General features: G+C 62.4%; 19 protein-coding genes. 12 read left to right on the top strand and 7 right to left on the bottom strand.

The window, feature by feature from the left end; translation table 11 throughout:
- Positions 1–579 (top strand): hypothetical protein, encoded by a 579-nt coding sequence (locus AC1DOX_RS02200; protein ID WP_441617675.1) that lies wholly within the window; start codon positions 1–3, stop codon positions 577–579.
- A gap of 210 nt (positions 580–789) precedes the next feature.
- Complete coding sequence (locus AC1DOX_RS02195) at positions 790–1785, top strand: SLAC1 anion channel family protein (RefSeq protein WP_441617673.1); 996 nt, start codon at positions 790–792, stop codon at positions 1783–1785.
- Between the two features lie 61 nt (positions 1786–1846).
- Here AC1DOX_RS02195 and AC1DOX_RS02190 read toward each other — a convergent pair whose 3' ends face one another.
- Positions 1847–2920, bottom strand: a complete 1074-nt coding sequence (locus AC1DOX_RS02190) for a GlxA family transcriptional regulator (protein ID WP_255371273.1) — start codon at positions 2918–2920, stop codon at positions 1847–1849.
- 335 nt (positions 2921–3255) lie between these two features.
- Here AC1DOX_RS02190 and AC1DOX_RS02185 point away from each other — a divergent pair, with 335 nt between their 5' ends.
- On the top strand, positions 3256–3927 hold the full coding sequence (locus AC1DOX_RS02185; protein WP_441617671.1) for a GIN domain-containing protein: 672 nt from the start codon (positions 3256–3258) through the stop codon (positions 3925–3927).
- 383 nt (positions 3928–4310) lie between these two features.
- Entirely contained in the window at positions 4311–7133 is a 2823-nt protein-coding gene (locus tag AC1DOX_RS02180) for a 2-oxoglutarate dehydrogenase E1 component (RefSeq protein WP_441617669.1), read from the top strand.
- Positions 7134–7233: 100 nt separating this feature from the next.
- On the opposite strand, the gene AC1DOX_RS02175 is transcribed toward AC1DOX_RS02180, so the two are convergent.
- The 4 genes from AC1DOX_RS02175 to AC1DOX_RS02160 all read right to left on the bottom strand — a co-directional run bounded on the left by AC1DOX_RS02175 (position 7234) and on the right by AC1DOX_RS02160 (position 11080).
- Entirely contained in the window at positions 7234–8241 is a 1008-nt protein-coding gene (locus tag AC1DOX_RS02175) for a bestrophin family protein (protein WP_441617667.1), read from the bottom strand.
- Positions 8242–8318: 77 nt separating this feature from the next.
- Entirely contained in the window at positions 8319–8504 is a 186-nt protein-coding gene (locus AC1DOX_RS02170; protein WP_143018467.1) for a hypothetical protein, read from the bottom strand.
- Positions 8505–8618: 114 nt separating this feature from the next.
- Positions 8619–10058 carry a catalase gene (locus AC1DOX_RS02165; RefSeq protein WP_441617665.1) on the bottom strand — a complete coding sequence of 480 codons (1440 nt, stop codon included), beginning with the start codon at positions 10056–10058 and terminating at the stop codon, positions 8619–8621.
- A gap of 77 nt (positions 10059–10135) precedes the next feature.
- Positions 10136–11080 carry an alpha/beta fold hydrolase gene (locus AC1DOX_RS02160; RefSeq protein WP_477113993.1) on the bottom strand — a complete coding sequence of 315 codons (945 nt, stop codon included), beginning with the start codon at positions 11078–11080 and terminating at the stop codon, positions 10136–10138.
- Between the two features lie 518 nt (positions 11081–11598).
- Between AC1DOX_RS02160 and AC1DOX_RS02155 the strand changes: the two genes are divergently transcribed.
- Positions 11599–12108, top strand: a complete 510-nt coding sequence (locus AC1DOX_RS02155) for a DUF1993 domain-containing protein (protein ID WP_441617661.1) — start codon at positions 11599–11601, stop codon at positions 12106–12108.
- Positions 12109–12185: 77 nt separating this feature from the next.
- Here AC1DOX_RS02155 and AC1DOX_RS02150 read toward each other — a convergent pair whose 3' ends face one another.
- Positions 12186–13394: an MFS transporter gene (locus tag AC1DOX_RS02150; RefSeq protein WP_441617659.1), complete on the bottom strand. Its 1209-nt coding sequence runs from the start codon at positions 13392–13394 to the stop codon at positions 12186–12188.
- 97 nt (positions 13395–13491) lie between these two features.
- Between AC1DOX_RS02150 and AC1DOX_RS02145 the strand changes: the two genes are divergently transcribed.
- The 6 genes from AC1DOX_RS02145 (at position 13492) to AC1DOX_RS02120 (ending at position 19070) form a co-directional block, all read left to right on the top strand.
- Entirely contained in the window at positions 13492–14421 is a 930-nt protein-coding gene (locus AC1DOX_RS02145) for a LysR substrate-binding domain-containing protein (protein WP_441617657.1), read from the top strand.
- A gap of 165 nt (positions 14422–14586) precedes the next feature.
- Entirely contained in the window at positions 14587–15222 is a 636-nt protein-coding gene (queE, locus tag AC1DOX_RS02140; protein WP_092137950.1) for a 7-carboxy-7-deazaguanine synthase, read from the top strand.
- A 3-nt stretch (positions 15223–15225) separates the two neighbouring features.
- Complete coding sequence (locus tag AC1DOX_RS02135) at positions 15226–15702, top strand: 6-pyruvoyl trahydropterin synthase family protein (RefSeq protein ID WP_441617655.1); 477 nt, start codon at positions 15226–15228, stop codon at positions 15700–15702.
- Positions 15703–15719: 17 nt separating this feature from the next.
- Positions 15720–16352 carry a tRNA adenosine(34) deaminase TadA gene (tadA, locus tag AC1DOX_RS02130; RefSeq protein ID WP_441617653.1) on the top strand — a complete coding sequence of 211 codons (633 nt, stop codon included), beginning with the start codon at positions 15720–15722 and terminating at the stop codon, positions 16350–16352.
- On the top strand, positions 16349–17272 hold the full coding sequence (gene ldcA / locus AC1DOX_RS02125; RefSeq protein WP_441617651.1) for a muramoyltetrapeptide carboxypeptidase: 924 nt from the start codon (positions 16349–16351) through the stop codon (positions 17270–17272). The genes tadA and ldcA overlap by 4 nt, the downstream gene beginning before the upstream one ends.
- 175 nt (positions 17273–17447) lie before the next feature.
- Complete coding sequence (locus AC1DOX_RS02120) at positions 17448–19070, top strand: ABC-F family ATPase (RefSeq protein ID WP_441617649.1); 1623 nt, start codon at positions 17448–17450, stop codon at positions 19068–19070.
- A gap of 140 nt (positions 19071–19210) precedes the next feature.
- Here the strand turns inward: AC1DOX_RS02120 and AC1DOX_RS02115 are convergent, their stop codons facing one another.
- Entirely contained in the window at positions 19211–19837 is a 627-nt protein-coding gene (locus tag AC1DOX_RS02115) for a hypothetical protein (protein WP_441617647.1), read from the bottom strand.
- A gap of 197 nt (positions 19838–20034) precedes the next feature.
- Here AC1DOX_RS02115 and AC1DOX_RS02110 point away from each other — a divergent pair, with 197 nt between their 5' ends.
- Entirely contained in the window at positions 20035–21465 is a 1431-nt protein-coding gene (locus AC1DOX_RS02110; protein ID WP_441617645.1) for an aldehyde dehydrogenase family protein, read from the top strand.
- Positions 21466–21497 lie beyond the last annotated feature (32 nt).

The following is a 21497-nucleotide window of genomic DNA, read 5'->3' as shown; positions in this document are numbered from 1 at the left end:
ATGGTATGGACGACCGACGAAATCGTCGAGCGGGCAACAACGCATCTCAATGATGGAGAGTTTGTCTATCTGGGCCCCGGGTTACCCGCGGCTGTAGCGAGCCGGATTCCGGCAGATACCGAAGTCTGGCTGCATGTGCATGACGGCGTTCCAGGAATGATGTCCTATCCAACGGATGATTATATGGACGCGGGGTTCATCGCTGGCAGTCGGGAGCGACATGCCGATGCGCGCCAACGGGAGGTATACCACTCCACGGATTCTTTCGCGGAGATGACCAGCGCATCCATGGACATGGCGATCATTGACGCAAGTGGCCAGTATGGAAATGGGGTGGCGATTGCCCAGTGGGCGATCGGCAGCGGCGCCAGAAACGTTGTACTTCTGCTTCAATCGGCGCGCGGGATCAAGGACATCGCCGATTCGTTGATGGGCAGCGAGGGCGATGGTGTCAGCTACAGAATCATCTCCGACTCGGTGGTCGTGGATGTCACCCCAAAAGGCGTGACATTTGTCGAGGCCATGAACGGCACAACGCGCGCTGATATCGAGGCACTGACATCGCTGGGATTTGCATGAAACTCGTGCTGGGCGTGTCGCGGAAGGCTTGAACGGTCGCGTCCATCGAACGAATTTTCCTGATTCCGCGATTCACGGTGGCCAGAAACCGGCAAAGGTTGTCTCCAAACAGCCTCGCGCAGCGGAAACTCCACTCAGTACCAAACCTATACTCGGCACATCGCTACAGGGTAACGATGTCCGTGTGTAGTCCTTTACTGAGGAGAACCGATGCAGACTGTCCCACCACCTATTGAGCGCAGCATTGAGGACCGAGAGATATCGGTAAAGCATCTCCCTGTGAATCTCTTTGCCTCGGTCATGGGAATCTCGGGGCTTGCCCTTGCCTGGCGACTCGCCGCACATCAGTACGGCGTCAGTCCGGTCGTCTCTGGCGTGATCGGCCTGGTGGCCGTGATCGCGTTTCTGATTCTGGCCATCTCGTACACGGTGAAACTCGCAAAGTATCCGAATGCGGTGATGCACGAGTTTCGGCATCCCATTGCCGGGAATTTTTTCGGCACGGTGCCTATTGCGGTCTTGCTGATTTCTTCGATTATCGGCGAGGCCGATCACGACGTGGCGGAGGTGGTGTGGGCCATCGGGGCCATCGGTACCATTGCGCTCTCGTTCACCATTTTCAGTCGGCTTTTCCAGGGAAAGATCGATTCCGGGCACGCGCTGCCAGCCTGGCTGATCCCCGGTGTCGCAACGCTCGATATTCCTGTTGCAGGCGGGGCAATGCGCATGCCGTGGGCGCACGAGCTCAATATCTTTTCACTGGCTGTCGGGACGATTCTTGCTCTGGTGTTCTTCACCATGATTGTTTCCCGGTTGATTCATCATGAGAAGCTGGCGAGCAATATGATTCCGTCGCTCATGATCCTCATTGCGCCATTCGAAGTGGGCTTCCTGGCGTACACGAACTTCATGCAGCGAATCGATGTGTTCGCGGCAGTCTTGTTCTATTTCGGATTGTTCCTTTTCTTTACCCTGGTGCTCAAGGTGTTCCGCCGAAGCATTCCATTTACCGCGGGCTGGTGGGGTGTCAGCTTTCCGATTGCGGCATTGTCGAATGCGGCATTGAAATATGCGGATACGGTGAGCCTCTGGCCGATTACTGTGCTGGCGATTCTTCTGCTGGCGTTCTTGAACGTGGTCATCGTCATGCTGTTCATACGAACCATGCGGACTGTGTTCAACGGTGACTTGCTATCGGGCAGGTGATGCGCCTGTTGCAATAGAGGCTTGAGAAATAGGGCGCGCGTCGTACGACGGCTCGCGCCTCTTAGTGCTCGACGATGGCGGCTGCGTGCGATGCCGAAATCCGGCCCACCCGGCGCGGCTTTTGCGGCATCGGATGCTCGCTGTTGTTGCGTTGCTCCGCGGCGTCGCGTGACGCGCCCTCGCTCTCCAGGAAGCGCAGGCGATATTCCTTGGGCGTGATATCGAGGCGTCGCGAGAATATCATCCGCATGTGCGTGGAGCTATGGAATCCGCATCTGAAGGCGATGGTTTTCAGAGGCACATCCGTCTGCTCAAGCAGTTTTCTCGCAAAGTCAACGCGTACCTGCTCGACGAAGACAGAAGGCGAAACCTTGGCGTGCTTGGCGAAGGTGCGGCTGAACGTGCGTCGGCTCACGCCTACGGCGTCCGCCAATTCCTCGATCGAGAAGGCGTCGGCAATATGGTCGTTGACGTACCGCAGCGCCTTGCTGACGATGGAATCCTCTTCCGGGCCAACGGCGAGATATGGGCTGTACTGGGATTGCCCGCCATCGCGGCGGATATAGACAATCAAGCGCTTTGCAACTTTCACCGCCAGCGCGTGCCCCAGGTCTTCCGCGACCAATGCGAGGCACAGGTCAATGCCGGCGGTAACGCCGCCACATGTAAACAAGCTGCCGTCACGGACAAAAATCTTGTCTGGCCGTACGCAGGCGCGGGGGAAGTGTTCCTGGAGCCGTTTCGTTTCAGACCAGTGCGTGGTGACTTCCCGCCCGTCAAGCAGCCCCGCATGGGCCAGCAAAAATACGCCGTTGCAAACTGCACCGAATCGCTGTGTCGACAGTGCCTTGTCGTGAAGCCAGGACAGGAATTCCGGGTCGGGCTGCATCTCAGGGGCACGTGGGCCCCCGGCTACCAGCAACAGATCGCAGTTGTCGGCGTAATTGCGATAGTCCACCGGCACGCTGATTTGCATGCCATTCGAACAGGTGACGCTATCGGGACGCACACCCACCAACGAAATCTCGTATCGCTTGTGGGGTGGCAATAGCGCATTGGCCTCAGCAAAAACATCCATCGGACCAGCAATGTCCAGCGCTTGTACGCCATCAAACACAACAACAGCGAGTTTCATTAATTGATCTGTTCGTTCACTTCTAGACTGACGTCACGGCTATCGCATTCTTGAGCGCAGCTGTCAGGGTTGTTCGAACAAAGTCAAACGACCGACGGCTTGCCAAGTGCGTCAGGAGACATTTCGCCGTCAACGCGCTTGCATCTATTCCACGCTGTTTAGAATATCAGATGTTGATCCGGCAGCGTGGACCGAGCCACCGATCCATCATTCGATCTCCAATGCATCTGCGGTGTCACTTTAGCGATCTAAATGAGGTCAGCGTGACGAGATATCTGCAATTCGCCCAGATCACTATGCTAGCCGTTACAGGCTGCGCCCGTGCGGATAGCACGGTGATCGTCAATGGTGATCGGGTTACGGTCACCGGCAACAACAGCTATGTCGAAGTGAACGGAACGGTATATCGAGACACCGGAGGCGTGACGGAGGAGGCAAAAGGCCCTATCGCGATGGAAACCCGCTCGCTCGACAAGTTCACGGCCGTTTCACTGAACATCCCGGCCAACGTCACTTATCGGATCGGGCCCACGCCGCGCGTGACGGTGACGGCGCAGGCCGACATCCTGGCGAAAATCCGAACCGCTGTGGAAGGGAAGGTCCTGGTCATCGGGGTATCCGGTCCCATCGTGACGAGCAAGCCCATCCATCTCGATATCGAGGGGCCGGACCTCACGGGCGTTGGTGTAACGGGCGCGGGGCAGTTCAGTGCGTCCCGTCTGCGCGGAAAGGCCGTGAAGTTTGATGTCTCCGGCGCGGGGCACATCATGGCGGACGGCGTGGTCGAGCGTGCGGACGTTGATGTGAGTGGAGCCGGGCAGGTGGACCTCACGGACCTTCGCACGAAAGAAATACGTATTGATGTTTCCGGCGCCGGCCGCGTGCAGGCTCACGCCACCGAGATAGCGGACGTGAATGTCAGCGGCGCGGCAGATGTTCGCGTCGCGGGCAACCCAGCCAGGCGCCACGTGGATCGAACCGGGGCCGCCTCGGTCAAATTCGAATAGCCCGCGGCACCTTGCCGTTGACGCCTGTTCGACGTGCAGACATACGAGATTTCGGAGAATCCGACGCCATGGCCAGAAATGAGCAGGGAATGTCCCCAAACCAACATAGCTAGGGCGTCAATGAAAATCCGCAAAGCGTAATCTGGTCCCCATCAGCAGTCAGGAGATTGCTGATCCTGGCGGGCACAGGGACCTGGTGGCAGAAGTCACGGGGTTTTGCACAAGCTGACGCGGACCGGATCGCACCGAAAGTTGCCTCTTTTCGCTGTCGGAACTTTGTCTTCGTGTACCTGTGGAAGCATTGGCTTGGCCAAGGCGGCAGCAGGTGCTGCCTTGGGCTATGGCAGACACCGGGCGTGAGCCCGACTGAGGACAGAGTCATCATGATGATGCGGAATCGGAATACCTCCTTTCTATTTGGAGGCAATGCTCCATACATCGAAGAGCAATACGAGGCATACCTTGCCGACCCAAACACGGTGTCGGAGGAGTGGCGCGGATATTTTGACGCATTGCAGGGCATGCCGGCGGTTGATGGATCCGACGCGGGTGACGTCGCGCACGCGCCGGTGGTGTCTCGTTTTGTCGAGTTGACCAGGCAGGCGCGCAGTGGCGGACGCTCAGAGAACGAAGTACTGGGTTTCGCCCGGAAACAGGTCGCTGTTCAGGCACTGATTTCGGCGTATCGCATGGTCGGTACCCGCAATGCCCATCTCGATCCGCTGCGCTGGACCGCGCCGGTGCCGTTGCCTGAATTAATCCCGAGCTACTACGGTCTGTCCCAGGCGGACATGAACACGAAGTTCAGCATGTCGGGCGCTTATTTTTCACACGACGATGCAACGCTCGGCGATTTGGTGCAGGCGCTGACAGAGACCTATTGCGGGACACTGGGCGCCGAGTTTATGCATCTGGCCGATCCGAACCAGCGTAACTGGTGGCCAATGCGTCTTGAGCCTTCGCGTTCAAAAGCTACCCTGGATGACGGCGACAAGCTGCACATTCTCGAACGGTTGACGGCTGCCGAGGGTCTTGAAAAATACCTGCATGCACGCTACGTCGGCCAGAAGCGCTTTTCGCTCGAGGGCGGTGAATCGCTCATCGTCCTGCTGGATGAATTGGTTGCATACGGCGCTACGAAGGGCGTCAAGAGTTCGATTCTCGGCATGGCACACCGTGGACGCCTGAACGTTCTCGTCAATATTGTCGGGAAGCCGCCGGCTGCGTTGTTCGACGAGTTCGAGGGGAAGACCGCGCATCTTCTTCTGGCTGGCGACGTCAAATATCACAAGGGCTTTACCGGCTTGCTCCCGACGGCAACCGGACCGGCGGAAGTCACGCTCGCGTTCAACCCGTCGCACCTCGAAATTGTCAACCCGGTTGTTCAAGGCATCGCTCGCGCGCGCGCCGAAGTATTGGGGCAAGGCGCGAGCGCAGTCCTGCCGGTGGAAATCCATGGGGACGCTGCGATTTCGGGGCAGGGCATTGTCATGGAGACGATGAATCTGGCGAATACCCGGGGATACGGCACGGGCGGCACGATACATGTGGTCGTGAACAACCAGGTTGGCTTTACCACTTCCGACCCGAGGGATGTCCGGTCTTCGTTTTATTGCACCGACATCGCCAAGATGATCGAGGCACCGATCCTGCACGTGAATGGCGACGACCCTGAGGCGATTATTGCCGCGACGCGTCTGGCGATTGATTTTCGTGCGACGTTCGGGAGGAGCGTCGTGATCGAACTGGTTTGCTTCCGTCGCCATGGCCACCAGGAACAGGACACGCCGAGCATCACGCAACCGCTGATGTATCGCTCCATTGCAGGACACCCCGGCGCCCGTACGATCTACGCCAGGAAGCTGGTGGGGGAGGGGATTCTGACGGCGGAAGACGTGGAGAAATATGTCCATGACTACCGCGACCGTCTCGACGCCGCGCAAACCGCCGAAGAGAAGAATCCGGTCGATCAAAACGAAGAGGTGAGCTGGCCGCGACTGCTCGATGGAAACGCTGATCGTATTTACTACACGGCGCCCTTGCCTGATCTCGTTCAAAGCCTGGCACTCAAGATCACGAGCATTCCCGAGCAGTATTCGGTGCATCCGCTGGTCGGAAAAGTCATGACTGCCCGTCGCGAGATGGCGGAAGGCAAGCGTCCGCTGGACTGGGGCATGGGCGAACATCTGGCCTTCGCGTCTCTTCTCTCCGCGGGCATTGACGTGCGCCTGAGCGGGCAAGACAGTGAACGCGGCACCTTCAGCCATCGGCACGCGGTGCTCCACGATCAGAAACGGTCGGCTCGGGGAGAGGGCACATACGTCCCGCTGCACCATGTGTCCGATAACCAGGGACGATTTTCAGTCACCAACTCGGTGCTGTCAGAGGCTGCGGTGCTTGGCTTCGAGTACGGATACTCGATTGTTCGACAAAACGCGCTCGTATTGTGGGAGGCGCAGTTCGGCGATTTCGCGAACGGGGCGCAGGTTGTTATCGACAACTTTCTGTCCGCAGGCGCTGCAAAGTGGGGGCAGCATAGTGGAGTGACGATGCTGCTTCCGCACGGCCAGGAGGGGGAAGGTCCGGAACACGCGTCGGCGCGCCTCGAGCGCTACCTGCAACTGTGCGCACAGGGAAATATGCGGGTCTGTCAGCCCACGACGCCGGCTCAGATTTTCCACCTGCTGCGGATGCAAGCCATGTTGCGCGATCGCGTTCCGCTAATTGTGATGACGCCAAAATCCCTTCTGCGCCATCCGGAAGCTGTCAGCAGCCTCGAGGATCTCGCCACGGGGCAATTCAACGAGATTATTGCCGAATCGTCCGCGAAGGAAGTGGCGGCCAACGTCGATCGGGTCATCCTGTGTTCGGGCAAGGTCTATTTCGAACTTCTGGAGCGTCGGCGCAAGTCCCAGAAGGACAATATCGCGTTGATTCGCATCGAGCAGTTGTATCCGTTCCCGGCGAAGCAGATCAGTTCGGAACTGGAGCGCTATCCGAATCTGAAGCAAGTCGTCTGGTGCCAGGAAGAGTCAAAAAACCAGGGCTCGTGGCATTTCGTCATGGAACAGTTGCTGGAAATCGTGAAAGCCCCCGCGGCGCTGCGCTATATCGGACCCGAGGCAACCGCATCGACCGCACCGGGTTACCGGTCGATGCACCTTGCGCGTCAGGAAAAGTTCCTCCACGCAGCGATTGACGAGTAATGCGATGGCCAGGGCGAATCGGAGACGATGTCACCGATTCGCCTTGCCCGGTAGGTGCGGCCGATGCCGCGAGCCGTCCGACGATTGCGATGATGGCGGTCTAGAGAACAATACCGTGGGGAGACGCCGGCTCGGGGATCTGGCTCTTCTCGCCGAGCATTTCCATGAGTTCGCGCTCGATCTTCCGGCAGATGAGTGCAATCGGGACATCGTTGGGGCTTCCTTCGAATGGATTCTCGGTGCTTTCGCCCACCTGCTCCAGTGCGAGATACATCCAGGAGATCATCGTGCTGAATGGAATGACCAGCCAGATCATGTTGCCATGCATGAAACCTGAGACGACATCGTTGAGCTTTTCGAACTCCGTGAGAATGCCAAAGGGAAGCAGGACGCAAAAGGAGCGGACAAACAGCTTGTTGATGACCGCATACTGCCTCGGATACGGATAATCCTTGATTCGCTCCGCCCGTCCTTGCTGTTCGAAGGCATCCCGGATCGAACTTCCAAGCTCCATATAGAAGGCGTTGCTGATCTCGCCAGTTTCCAGAAGCCGCTTGATGGCCGTTGCCTGCGTCCCCAGCAACCGGGTTGTCTTGCTCTCGGCGTGCATGAGCGCGTCGATCTCGGCCTGCGGCAGATACCGTGCAAGTTCCTGTTCCAGCGGCGTTTCCCATTCGGGAACCCGGTAGTGCTTACGGTATTCCACGTTGGATATGTTGTCCGCGTTTTCCCAGATCTTCGGGCTTCTCAGTTGATAGCGGAGCGCCGTCAGCCATGCGCAATGACGGAGAATCAGTTTTCGCCCGGCTGCCGGTCCCGCTGGAAAATCCCGGCTGATCACTCCCAGGAACCGGCTGCCAGTCAGGATGGCAGTCCAGACCTGTTGCGCCTCCGACGCCCTGTTGTAGGTCTGCACATTCTTGAAACCCACGATGAATGACGTGGCCGTGCCCAGCAGCACCACGACCGAAAGCGGGATCGACAGCCATTTCAGTCCGAGGAACTGATACAGGACGATCGGCAGCGCACCGCATGCCAGCAAGGCATAGAGTTGCCGTCTCGACCAGATGATGAACTCGGGCAACGTGTACGATTTTCCCAGGTGCATGGTGTGCATCTCGCGGTGGTTTGGCAGCGCTCGGCGCCGAGGTCGGGGCTGCCAGCAAACAATATGGGCAGTCGGCTTCACCCCTGATACGAAGACGGCCGGAGCCCCGGTTTTGTGACAGCAACCAGTGCCTGGGGCTGCTGCCGGGCAGCCCGTGTAGCCGCAGTTTCCGTCTCGCGATTCAGTATTTCATACAGGCCGGACAGCGCGATAGCAGCGATGGAGCTGGCAAACCAGAAGGCGATGGCGCTCAGGAATTTCATGCGGCAGACACAAAAAGAGGCGCGCCCGGGGGGGCGCGGTTTAAAAAGGACGAAGAACGAGTCGGGACGAACCACTCTCGCACCGGATCATGCGATCCGGTCAGCGGCGCGTGGTCACCCCGCGATGCCCAGGGCGCTCGCCACGCCGGCACCGTAGGCGGGATCGGCCTTGGCGCAGTTGTTGACGTGCCGTTCCTGGATATGGCGAGACACCCCGGCCAGTGCACGCGCGGTGTTCTCGAACAGCGCTTGTCTTTCCTGAGGCGACATCAACCGGAACAGATTTCCCGGCTGTTCGTAGTGATCGTCGTCGACACGATGATCCCAATGGGCCGCCGCGCCGCTCAGTGCCATGGGCGGTTCCCGGAAGTCCGGCTGCTCCGCCCATTCGCCCTGGCTATTCGGGGAATAGGAGACGGTCGCGCCGCTGTTCCCGTCGATGCGCATGGCGCCATCGCGATGGAAACTATGGACCGGGCAGCGTGGCGCGTTGACGGGAATCTGGTGATGATTCACGCCCAACCGATAGCGCGCCGCATCGCCATACGAGAACAGGCGGGCCTGCAGCATCCGATCCGGCGAAAAGCCGATGCCCGGGACGATGGTCGAGGGCGCGAAGGACGCTTGCTCGACCTCCGCAAACACGTTTTCCGGGTTGCGATTCAACTCGAGGACGCCAACTTCCATCAGCGGATACGTCTGGTGTGGCCACACCTTGGTCAGGTCGAACGGATTGACCTCGTGCGCCAGTGCCTGCTCCTCGGACATGATCTGCACATACAGGGTCCAGCGCGGATACTCGCGACGCTCGATGCTCTCGAACAGGTCACGATGGTGGCTTTCGCGGTCGCGTCCGATCACCTCCGCCGCTTCCGCATCCGTCAGGTTCTCGATGCCCTGGTGCGTTTTGAAGGTGAACTTTACCCAGTGACGCTCGTTGTCCGCGTTGATGAAGCTGTAGGTATGGCTGCCAAAGCCGTGCATATGGCGAAAGCTCTTGGGAATGCCACGGTCGCTCATGACAATCGTGACCTGGTGCAACGCCTCGGGGAGAAGCGACCAGAAGTCCCAATTGTTCTCGGCGCTGCGCATGCCGGTACGCGGGTCGCGCTTGACCGCATGATTCAGGTCCGGGAAACGCAGCGGATCGCGGAAGAAGAAGACCGGGGTGTTGTTGCCAACAAGATCCCAGTTCCCTTGATCGGTGTAGAACTTGAGCGCAAAGCCCCGGATGTCCCGCTCGGCGTCGGCCGCGCCACGTTCCCCGGCGACAGAGGAGAAGCGAGCAAACAACGGCGTCTGCTTGCCGACGCGCGAGAAGATGCTGGCCCTCGTGTAGCGGGTGATGTCGTGCGTGACCGTGAAGGTGCCGTAGGCGCCCGCGCCCTTGGCATGCATGCGGCGCTCGGGGATGACTTCGCGGTCGAAGTGAGCGAGTTTCTCAAGCAGCCAGACATCCTGGAGCAGGGCGGGTCCGCGTGGGCCGGCGGTTTGTATATTGAAGTTATCGACGACCGGCGCGCCGTTCGACGTGGTCAGTTTCCGATTGGACATTGTGGCTTTCTTCAGATGTTCTGCGGGAACAGCGCGACGGTGGGAACCGCGTCGGCGAGTTCCCTTGTTGATTCGGATCAGCTACGCAGGAAGGCCAGAAGGTCCTGGTTGAGCTGGTCCTTATGGGTCTCGGCCAGGCCGTGCGGCGCACCCTTGTAGATCTTCAGGATCGCATGCGGAACCAGTTTCTTCGCCGCGCGTCCGCCCACGTCGACCGGCACAACCTGGTCGTCGTCGCCGTGCACGATGAGCGTCGGCTTGTCGAACTTCTTCAGGTCCGCGGTGAAGTCGGTTTCCGAGAACGCGCGAATCGATTCGTAGGTGTTCTTGAAGCCGCCCATCATGCCCTGCAGCCACCACGACTCGATCATCCCTTGAGACGCCTTTGCGCCAGGACGATTGAAGCCATAGAAGGGGCCGCTCGCGATATCGCGGAACAGCTGCGAGCGGTCTGCGATCATCCCCGCGCGGATCCCGTCAAACGCCTCGATCGGCACGCCGCCCGGGTTGCTGGCGGACTTGACCATCAGCGGTGGGACTGCCGAGATCAGGCCGATCCTTGCCACGCGCGAGGTGCCATGGCGGCCGACATACCGGGCAACCTCGCCGCCGCCGGTCGAGAAGCCGATCGCCGTCACGTTCTTCAGGCCCAGCGCCTCGATGACCGCGGCGAGGTCGTCGGCGTAGTGGTCCATGTCGTTGCCGTCCCAGGGCTGGCTGGACCTGCCGTGTCCGCGCCGGTCATGCGCGATCACCCGGAAACCGTTCGAGGCAAGGAAGAATGCCTGGTTCTCCCAGCTGTCCGAGGAGAGCGGCCAGCCGTGGCTGAGCGTGACGACCGGACCGTTCTTCTGGCCCCAGTCCTTGTAGTAGAGCTGGACGCCATCTTTGGTGGTGATCCTGTCGCCGGATGGGTTTCCCGCCGCGCCATGCGCAGCGGCGGACGTCGACGGGCGGCTGGTGCCGGCCATCGCGGCAGTCGGTACAACGGACGCAATCGTCGCAGCGACGCCGCCCAGCATGAGGTTTCGACGGCTTGCGTCGTCGGGAGACAGGGTAGGTTCAAGCTTCAAGGTACAGGCTCCGGTGGTGGATGGCCTCGCCATCGCGGTCGAATGGCCCAGGATGGATCGATCGGGCGAAGCGACGCCGCCGTTGACGGGTGACGGTGCGAGTTGGGCGATGTAAGACGAGATAGCCGTCGCAATCGACGTTGCGCGGCGCGAAGTGAATCGTACGAGTGCCGCCGTGCCAGCGGTAGATACGCGAAGATGCACACGCTGTTGTCCAGATCGCACCAATCCGGACCGCAGGGCCATGTCCTGCCGGAGCGACGGAAGGGGATCGCCACGCGCTGTGGCGTCTTGCCGGCAAGCACACCAGCGGTCCGAAGTTCGGCGTTCGCCCAATCCCCAAGGGGCTCCCGAGCAACCTTTCCCAATCCGATCTATGCTCACGCCTGCGGGGCCGGCGGGCGCGCGAGGTGACGCCGGACAACACGCAATTCCAGACACGACACACGACACAGCAAGGAGCCCTCATGGCCCTCTCGATGTACGAGGTATCGATCCCGGTATTTATCCGGGGCCTGACCAATCTGTCCGCGATCCTGGAGAAGGGCGCCGCCCATGCCCAGGCGCAGGGCACCGATTCTTCGGACCTGATTCAGACGCGGCTGATTTCCGACATGGACGCGCTGCCGGCCCAGATCCAGCGCGCCAGCGATTCCGCCAAGGGCTGCGCGGCGCGGCTTGCCGGGATCGACATCCCGTCCTATGCCGACGACGAGGTGACGTTCCCGGATCTGCAGGCGCGCATCGCCAAGACCATTGGTTTCCTGAAATCGATTCGCCCGGAGCAACTGGAAGGCAGCGAGACCCGCACCGTCGAGCTCAAGCTCCGTAGTGGCCCGGTTACGTTCGACGGCAAGAGCTACCTGCTGGGCTTTGCGCTGCCCAACTTCTATTTCCACGTGACCACCGCCTACGACATCCTGCGTCATAAGGGCGTGCAGATCGGCAAGATGGACTTCCTCGGCGCCCCACGCTGAGCCAGCACTGACGCGCCCCGGCGCGCCAACGGCCAAAGGGCCGGCAACGGATGGTTCCGATGCCGGCCCTTGCCATTTCAGTGCTGTATCGCGCCGGCCGGTACGCCGCCGCCGCGAAGTTCGATGCCGGCGGCACGGTCCAGCCGGCCGCTCCATTCGGTCAGGCCCAGCGCCACGAGCACCACCAGTGCGCCGATCCATGGCGTATGCATCAGCCCCAGGTGTTCGACGATCAGGCCACCCGCCCACGCCGCGCCGGCAATGCCGAAGTTGAACGCGGCGATGTTCAGGCCCGATGCCACATCGACCGCCTGCGGCGTATGGCGCTCCGCCTGCTTGACGACGTAGACCTGCAGGCCCGGCACGTTGCCAAAGGCGACGGCACCCCAGGCCAGCACGGTTGCGACCACCAGCCACCGATGTGGCGCGGTGAACGTCAGCATGAACAGCACGGCGGCGAGCAGCAGGAAGACGATGCGCAGCGCAGGAATCGGGCCGTGGCGGTCCGCCAGGCGGCCGCCCCAGATATTGCCGATGGCCACGGATACGCCATACACCAGCATCACCAGCCCCACGGCGCCCGCGCTGAACCCGGACACGTCCTGCAGGATCGGGGCGAGGAACGTGAACGGGATGAAGGAACCACCATAGCCGATGGCCGTCTTGGCATAGACCAGCAGCAGTCGCGGTTCCGCCAGCACGCGCGCCTGCTCCAGCAGGGACGCCGGCGGGGTATGGCGGATTGCCGATGGCACGAAGAGCAGGCTGCCGATGAACGCGATCACGCCCAGGCCGGATACGGCCAGGAAGGTTTCGCGCCAGCCGAAGTGCTGGCCGACGAAGGTGCCCAGCGGCACGCCCGTTACCAGTGCCACGGTCAGGCCCGTGAACATGATGGCGATGGCGCTGGCGGCGCGCTCCCGGGGTACCAGGCCCGTGGCGATGGTCGATCCGATGGAGAAGAACACGCCATGCGCCAGCCCGGTCAGGATGCGCGCCACGATCAGCGATTCATAGCTTGGCGCCTTCCATGCCAGCAGGTTGCCGGCGGTAAACAGCGCCATCAGGGACAGCAGCAGAAGCTTGCGGGGCAGGCGGCCGGTGAGCGCGGTCAGCACCGGCGCGCCAATGGCCACGCCCAGTGCGTACAGGCTGACCAGCAGGCCGGCCGAGGGCACGGTGATATGCAGATCCGCGGCAATGGTGGGAATCAGCCCGACGATCACGAATTCCGTCGTGCCGATGGCGAAGGCGCTGATCGTCAGCGCCAGCAAGGCGATAGGCATGGTGTGCCTCCAGGTTTTTGGATGGACGCAGTGTGCCCGGTCGTTTCTTGCAGAAAAACTGGCTGATCTGCAGAAGATATTTGACTAGAATTCAAGAATGAAACTGACGCTCGAAGAACTGCTCGGCTTTGTCACGGTGGTGGATAGCGGGTCGATCACCGCCGCGGCGGAGCAACTTGACCAGACGGTGTCCGGCATCAGCCGCGCGCTGTCACGGCTGGAAGAGAAACTGGAGACCACGCTGCTGCGCCGGACCACGCGCCGGCTGGAGCTGACCGAGGAAGGTGCGGCCATGCTGGCCCACGCACGCCAGATCCTGGCGGCTGCCGATCAGGCGGAGGAACAGATGCGCTTGCGGCGTCAGCGGCCCGCCGGACGGCTGCGCGTCAACGCCGCGTCGCCATTCATGTTTCACGTGGTCGTGCCGCTGGTGGGCGCGTTTCGCGAGGCCTATCCGGAGATCGAGCTGGAGCTGAACACGAACGACCAGATCATCGACCTGCTGGAACACCGCACCGATGTGGCCATCCGGATCGGCGCCCTGCGCGACTCCACGCTCCATGCGCGCCCGCTCGGCAACAGCCGGATCCGCGTGGTGGCGACGCCGGATTACCTGAAAGCCCACGGCCGGCCGAAGACCGTGGCCGATCTTGCCGCGCATTCCCTAATCGGCTTCACGCAGCCGGAATCCCTGAATCGCTGGCCCTTGCGCGATGCGCAGGGCAGCAATGTGCAGATTCGTCCGCATATTGCGGCATCGAGCGGCGAAACGCTGCGCCAGCTCGCGCTGGCCGGGCAGGGTATCGTTTGCCTGGCGGACTATATGATCGATGCGGACCGTCGCGCTGGCAACCTGGTGCAAGTGCTGGTGAAAGAGACCGTCGACGTGCGCCAGCCGATCCACGCCGTGTACTACCTGAATACCCAGCTTTCGGCACGAATCGCGGTATTTCTGGACTTTCTGGCCGACCGGCTGGGGGCGCTGGCCGAGGGCGGCAAGGGCATGGAGCGTCACGGCGTGGCTTAGCGAAAACCCTACGTTGTTGCTGTATACTTCTAGGTTGCCCGCTCGCCGGACATTCGCCTCTTCTGGTGATGCCCGGACCCGCCGCGAGGCCGCGGTGCCCCATCCGCGTTACCTGGTCATACACTGGCCGCAGAACGATCGAATCCCGGTCTCAGGACCCCAAGCATGACTTACGCCGTCAAGGAAATCTTCTACACGCTGCAGGGCGAAGGCGCCAATGCCGGCCGCGCCGCGGTGTTCTGCCGCTTCTCGGGCTGCAACCTGTGGACCGGGCGCGAGGAAGATCGCGAACGCGCGGTGTGCCAGTTCTGCGATACCGATTTCGTCGGCACGGATGGCACGCGCGGCGGCAAGTACAAGACGGCCGGCGATCTGGCTGCGACCGTGGCGTCCGAATGGCCGCAGGGTGCCGGCGGCAAGCCGCTGGTGGTCTGCACTGGCGGCGAGCCGCTGCTGCAGCTGGATGCGGCGCTGATCGACGCGCTGCACGCGCAGGGCTTCGAGATCGCCATCGAAACCAACGGCACGATCCCGGTTCCGGACGGCATCGACTGGGTGTGCGTGAGCCCCAAGATGGGCTCCGAACTTGTCGTGAAGAAGGGTGACGAACTCAAGGTCGTCATCCCGCAGGACGGCCAGGACTTCGCGGCATACGAGCAACTGGATTTCCGCTATTTCATGGTGCAGGCCATGGATGGCCCGCTGGCCCGGCAGAATACGGTGGCGGCGGTCGATTTCTGCCAGCGTCATCCGCGCTGGCGCCTGTCGCTGCAAACCCACAAGCTGCTGGGCATTCGCTGACACATGAGCAAACAAGTCTCCATCACCCGCCGGCTGGAATTCGATTCCGGCCACCGCATCCCGAGCCACGGCGGCCAGTGCCGCAATATCCACGGCCACCGCTATCGGCTGGATCTGACGTTGTCGGGCGAGGTCCTGCACAAGGAAGGCGCGTCCGACGACGGCATGATCCTGGATTTCGGCGACATCAAGACGCTGGCCAACGAGCACCTGGTCTCCAAGTGGGACCATGCCTTCCTGATCTATCGGGGCGACACGGCGCTGCTGAATTTCCTGCAGTCGATGGACAACCACAAGACCGTCGTCATCGACAGCATTCCGACCGTTGAAAATCTGGCGCAGGTGGCGTTCGACATCCTGGCGCCGGTCTTCAAGGACTGCTTCGGCCATCATCTGCAATTGACGAAGCTGGTGCTGTTCGAAACGCCGAACTGCTGGGCCGAGGTCAGTGCGCCGGTCTATCTGCCGGCGCAGGACTGAGGGGCGTCCCGAGTCCGATGTCCGACGCAACGTCTATCGTGTTTGCCGACGCCGCGGCGCGCGACCGCCACTACATGGCTGCCGCGCTGGACGAGGCTCGCCTGGCTGGGGCCGCCGGCGAAGTGCCGGTTGGCGCCGTGGTGGTGTGGAACGATACGATCATCGCGCGTGGGCACAACCTGCCGATCCGCTCCGTGGACCCGTCCGCCCATGCCGAGATGCAGGCGCTGCGCGCCGCCGCGCAGGTGCTCGGCAACTACCGCATGCCCGAGTGCGAGCTGTATGTGACGCTGGAACCGTGCGCGATGTGTAGTGGCGCGATCCTCCACGCGCGGCTGCGCCATGTGGTGTTTGGCGCGACCGATCCCAAGACCGGCGCGGCAGGCAGCGTGGTGGACCTCTTCGCAGAGGCCTCGCTGAACCACCAGACCACCGTCAGCCGGGGCGTGATGGCCGACGAATGCGGCCAGCTGTTGCGCGATTTCTTCGGCGCGCGCCGTCGGGCGCAAAAATCGGCCCGCGCGGCGCAGGCCACGCTGGATCCGGCACAAGTCCCGGCGCAAGTCTCGCCAACGGCCGCCGATTCGGACAAAATCCCGGCTTCCGATCCGACACCTGACGCGTCACACGGCGCGACCCCCGACGCATGAGCCAGCCCACCGAAGTCCGCCTGATCGCCTCGTCCGGCTACCCGCATGACGTGGCCATTGCCGCGCATGGCTGTGCCTGGCTCAAGCACCATGGCTACCACGTCAACAATCCGGACGTCCTGGCGCGCCGCTACCTGCGATTCGGCGGCACGGACGACGAGCGTCTGGCGGATCTGCATGCCATCGGCACGGGTCCGGCCCGCGAGCTGACGCTGGCCGTGCGCGGCGGCTACGGACTGGCGCGCCTGCTCGACCGGATCGACTTTGGCCGCATTGCCGAGCAGGCGCGCGCCAGCGGCACGCCGATCGTCGGCCACAGCGACTTCACCGCCTTCCAGATGGCCTATCTGGCGGCCACGGGTGGCGTGACATTTGCCGGCCCGATGCTGCTGGCGGATTTTGGCGCCGAGCCCGTCGACGCATTCATGTGGCAGCACTTCGAGGCCATCCTGCACGATCCGGCGTACACCGTCGATGTGCAGGCGCCGCAGGTCGGCAAGCTGCCGGCCACCGTCGAGGGCACGCTCTGGGGCGGCAACCTGGCCATGCTGTGCAGTCTGCTGGGCACCCCGTACATGCCCAACATCGATGGCGGCATCCTGTTCCTGGAGGACATCAACGAGCCGCCTTACCGTGTGGAGCGGATGCTGCTGCAGCTGCTGCAAGCCGGCGTGCTGGCGAACCAACAGGCCATTGTGCTCGGCGATTTCTCGAACTACCGCACCACGGACTACGACAACGGCTACGACATGGACGCCGTGTTCGACTACGTGCGTGCCCGGCTGGGCATCCCCGTGCTGACGGGGCTGCCGTTCGGCCATTGTGTACGCAAGCTGACGCTGCCGGTGGGTGGCCATGCCCGTCTCTCCGCGCATGCGGAGGGCTTTTCGCTGGCCCTGTCGGGCTATCCGACCCTGTAACGCACAGGTGGCGGCCGCTGCCGCCATCGCTCTTCCGGCCCGCGAGTGGTAAAATCGCGGGTTACTTCCTCATGATTGCTCCGCCGGACGCGCTGATGGGCTGTTCTTCCACGCGATCCCGCCGCCAGCAAACAGGCCAGGCGCACCCCGCGCCGCTTCACACAAGGTTTCAGACGTGCTTTCTACCGCAAACATCACCATGCAGTTCGGCCCGAAGCCGCTGTTCGAGAACATCTCGGTCAAGTTCGGCGAGGGTAACCGCTACGGCCTGATCGGCGCGAACGGCTGCGGCAAGTCCACCTTCATGAAGATCCTCGGCAGCGACCTCGAGCCGTCGTCCGGCAACGTCATGCTGGAGCCGGGTATCCGCCTGGGCAAGCTGCGCCAGGACCAGTTCGCCTATGAAGACAATCGCGTGCTGGACGTGGTGATGATGGGCCATACCGAGATGTGGGGCGCCGCTGCGGAGCGTGACGCGATCTACGCCAATCCGGAAGCCACGGACGAGGACTACATGAAGGCCGCCGAGCTGGAGGCCAAGTATGCCGAGTACGACGGCTACACGGCCGAGGCGCGCGCCGGTGAACTGCTGCTGGGCGTGGGCATCCCGACGGAACAGCACCAGGGTCCGATGAGCGATGTCGCGCCGGGCTGGAAGCTGCGTGTGCTGCTGGCACAGGCGCTGTTCTCGAACCCGGACGTCCTGCTGCTGGACGAACCGACCAACAACCTGGACATCAACACGATCCGCTGGCTGGAAGACGTGCTCAACGAGCGCAACTCCACCATGATCATCATCTCCCACGATCGCCACTTCCTGAACTCCGTGTGCACGCACATGGCCGACATGGACTACGGCACGCTGAAGGTCTACCCGGGCAACTACGACGATTACATGGAAGCGTCGATGCAGGCCCGCGAGCGCCAGGTGGCCGCCAACGCGCGCGCCAAGGAACGCATCAGCGAACTGCAGGACTTCGTGCGCCGCTTCTCGGCCAACAAGTCCAAGGCCCGCCAGGCCACCTCGCGCGCAAAGCAGATCGAGAAGATCAAGGTCGAGGACATCAAGCCGTCGTCGCGCCAGAACCCGTTCATCCGCTTCGAGTTCGAGAAGAAGCTGCACAACCTGGCCGTCGAAGTGGAAGGCGTCACCAAGACCTACGACCGCAAGATCATCAACAACCTGTCGCTGGCGATCCAGGCCGGCGAGCGCGTGGCGATCATCGGCGAGAACGGCGCGGGCAAGAGCACGCTGCTGCGCAGCCTGCTGAACAACGTCGTGCAGGACGGCGTGCAGCGCGGCGTGGAGGTGGACCGCGGCACCGTGAAGTGGGCGGAGAACGCCAACGTCGGCTACATGCCGCAGGACACGTACGAGGAATTCCCGGTAGACCGCGACGTGATGGACTGGATGAGCCAGTGGACGCAGGCCGGCGATGACGAAACGTCGCTGCGCGGCACGCTGGGCCGCCTGCTGTTCTCGGCCGACGACATCAAGAAGTCGGTCAAGGTGCTGTCCGGCGGCGAAAAGGGCCGCATGATCTGGGGCAAGCTGATGCTGGGCCGCCACAACGTGCTGGCGCTGGACGAGCCGACCAACCACATGGACATGGAGTCGATCGAGTCGATGCAGATCGCACTGGACAAGTTCCAGGGCACGCTGGTCTTCGTATCGCACGACCGTGAGTTCGTGAGCGGTCTGGCCACGCGCGTGATCGAAGTGCGCACCGACGGCACGCTGACCGACTACCTCGGCACGTACGACGAGTACCTGCAATCGCAAGGCATCAACGCCTGATCGTGACTTGCGGACGGTGATCCGCCCGCAAATCCGTGCTTGCCATGAAAAAGGCCGCGACTCTGAACGGAGTCGCGGCCTTTTTCATTGGGTGCCCGGGATGCTGCCGCCGGGCAGTGTGACCACCGCAGCGTGCGGCACTACCGCGCCGGTGCCACCCCCATATCCGCCAGCATGGCGTCGAGCTGGTCGATGATGGCCCGGGCGGTGATGTCGCCCTTGGCCTTCTGCAGCGCGGCGCCGAGCGCATCGCGTAGCGCGGCCAGCTCGACGATCGTGCCGGCCTTTTCCACCTTGACTTGCATGACGTAGCCGCGCAGCCCGAGGTGGTTGCCGATCACATCCGTAAAGAAGTGATAGAGCTGCTGGTATCCGTCCGGCGCGGCGGCCGCGCGCGCAGGTGGGGCGGGTGGTGCGATCGTGGTATCGGCGAGCACGTCGTCGATGCCCTTGCCGAGTGCCGAATAGGCGGCAAACAGATTGGTGTCCGCCGGGGCGCTCTGGGGCGCGGGTTTGCTCTGGCGTACCGGTGCGGCCGCTGCCGGCGCGACTTCTTCTGACGAAGGGGCGATCAGACCCAACGAAAGCAGGGTATCGAAAGATTCCTCGCCAACACCCATTCCGCCAACCTGCGCCAACAGGTCCGATTTGCGGCGTTCCCCGTTCACGATCAGCAACAATGCACGCACCTTCTGGTCCAGCTTGCGTGCACGCGTGCGGATCTCCTCTTGTCCTGCGTCCGTCTTCTGGTAAGTCGGATCGACCATGCCTCGCTCCTTTGTTATGGATCGGCCGTCCGTGGCGGGCGCCCTCGGGTGAGACTTCGCGGCCGATTTTCGACTTCTGCTTGTTCGAGGGAGAGGGCGGCGAAATAATCGATGCCGCAATCCGCTCTACAATGTGGTGCACCATAAAAGTAACAAAAAAATTGCAACCGCCGATCCACCTATTGAGAACTGTGGCCATGCAACAACGAGACAAACTATTTATCAACGGTAAATGGGTCACCCCGCACGGTACGGGGCTGATCGACGTCATCCATTCGGCGACCGAGGCGGTCATGGGCAAGATTCCCGAGGGCCATGCCCGCGACGCCGAGGATGCCATCGCCGCCGCACGCGCGGCATTCGATGGCTGGTCCACCACGCCGCCCGCGGTGCGCGCCGGCTACATCCGCAAGATCGCCGAAGGCCTGAAGGACCGGACCGAGGAACTGGCGCAACTGATCGCCGGCGAAGTTGGCATGCCGATCAGGCTTGCCCGCGCCATCCAGGTCGGCGGGCCCGTCTATAACTGGGGCCAGGCGGCCACGCTGCTGGAATCGTTCGAATTCGAGGAGCAGGTGGGCAACTCCCTCGTCGTGCGCGAGCCGATGGGTGTGGTGGCGGCCATCACGCCGTGGAATTACCCGCTGAACCAGATCACGCTGAAGGTGGCGCCCGCGCTGGCGGCGGGCTGTACCGTCGTGCTCAAGCCGTCCGAGGTGGCGCCGCTGAATGCGTTTGTGCTGGCGGAGGTGATCGAGGCCGCGGGCCTGCCGCCGGGCGTGTTCAACCTCGTGACCGGTTTCGGGCCGGTGGTGGGCGAAGTGCTGGCCAGCCATCCGGAAGTGGATATGGTGTCGTTCACGGGCTCGACGCGCGCCGGCAAGCGCGTATCGGAGCTGGCGGCCCAGTCGGTCAAGCGCGTGGCGCTGGAGCTGGGTGGCAAGTCGGCATCGGTGATCCTCGACGACGCGGACCTGCCGCAAGCCGTCAAGGGGACCATCAATGCGTGCTTCCTGAACTCGGGCCAGACCTGTTCGGCGCACACCCGCATGCTGGTGCCGCGTGCCCGCTATGACGAGGTCAAGGCCATCGCGGCCAAGGTGGCGGAGGGCTTCACCGTCGGCGATCCGCTGGCCGAGACGAGCAAGCTCGGGCCGCTGATTTCGGCGGCGCAGAAGGAGCGCGTCACGGGCTACATCCGGCGCGGCCTGGAAGAGGGCGCGGAGCTGGTGGCCGGCGGCCCGGATACGCCGGCGGGGCTGGACAAGGGCTTTTTCGTCAAGCCGACCGTGCTCGGCAACGTCGATCCCCGGGCTACCGTGGCGCAGGAAGAGATCTTCGGTCCGGTGCTGTCGGTGATCTGCTATGACACGGAAGACGACGCGGTCCGTATCGCCAATGACAGCATCTACGGGCTGGGCGGCGGCGTGTGGTCCGGCGACGAGGCTCGCGCGATCCGCGTGGCGCGCCGCATCCGTACTGGCCAGGTTGACATCAACGGCGGGCCGTTCAATATGAACGCGCCGTTCGGTGGCTACAAGCAATCCGGCAACGGGCGCGAGGCTGGCAAGTACGGCCTGGAGGAATTCCTCGAGTACAAGTCCCTGCAGATGAAAAAACCGGCCTGACGTGGCGGGTTTGGATGTGTCCTGACGCGTCC

It is taken from the genome of Cupriavidus sp. 01L415, from assembly GCF_056400065.1.
This window is presented reverse-complemented; position numbering and strand designations above follow the sequence as displayed.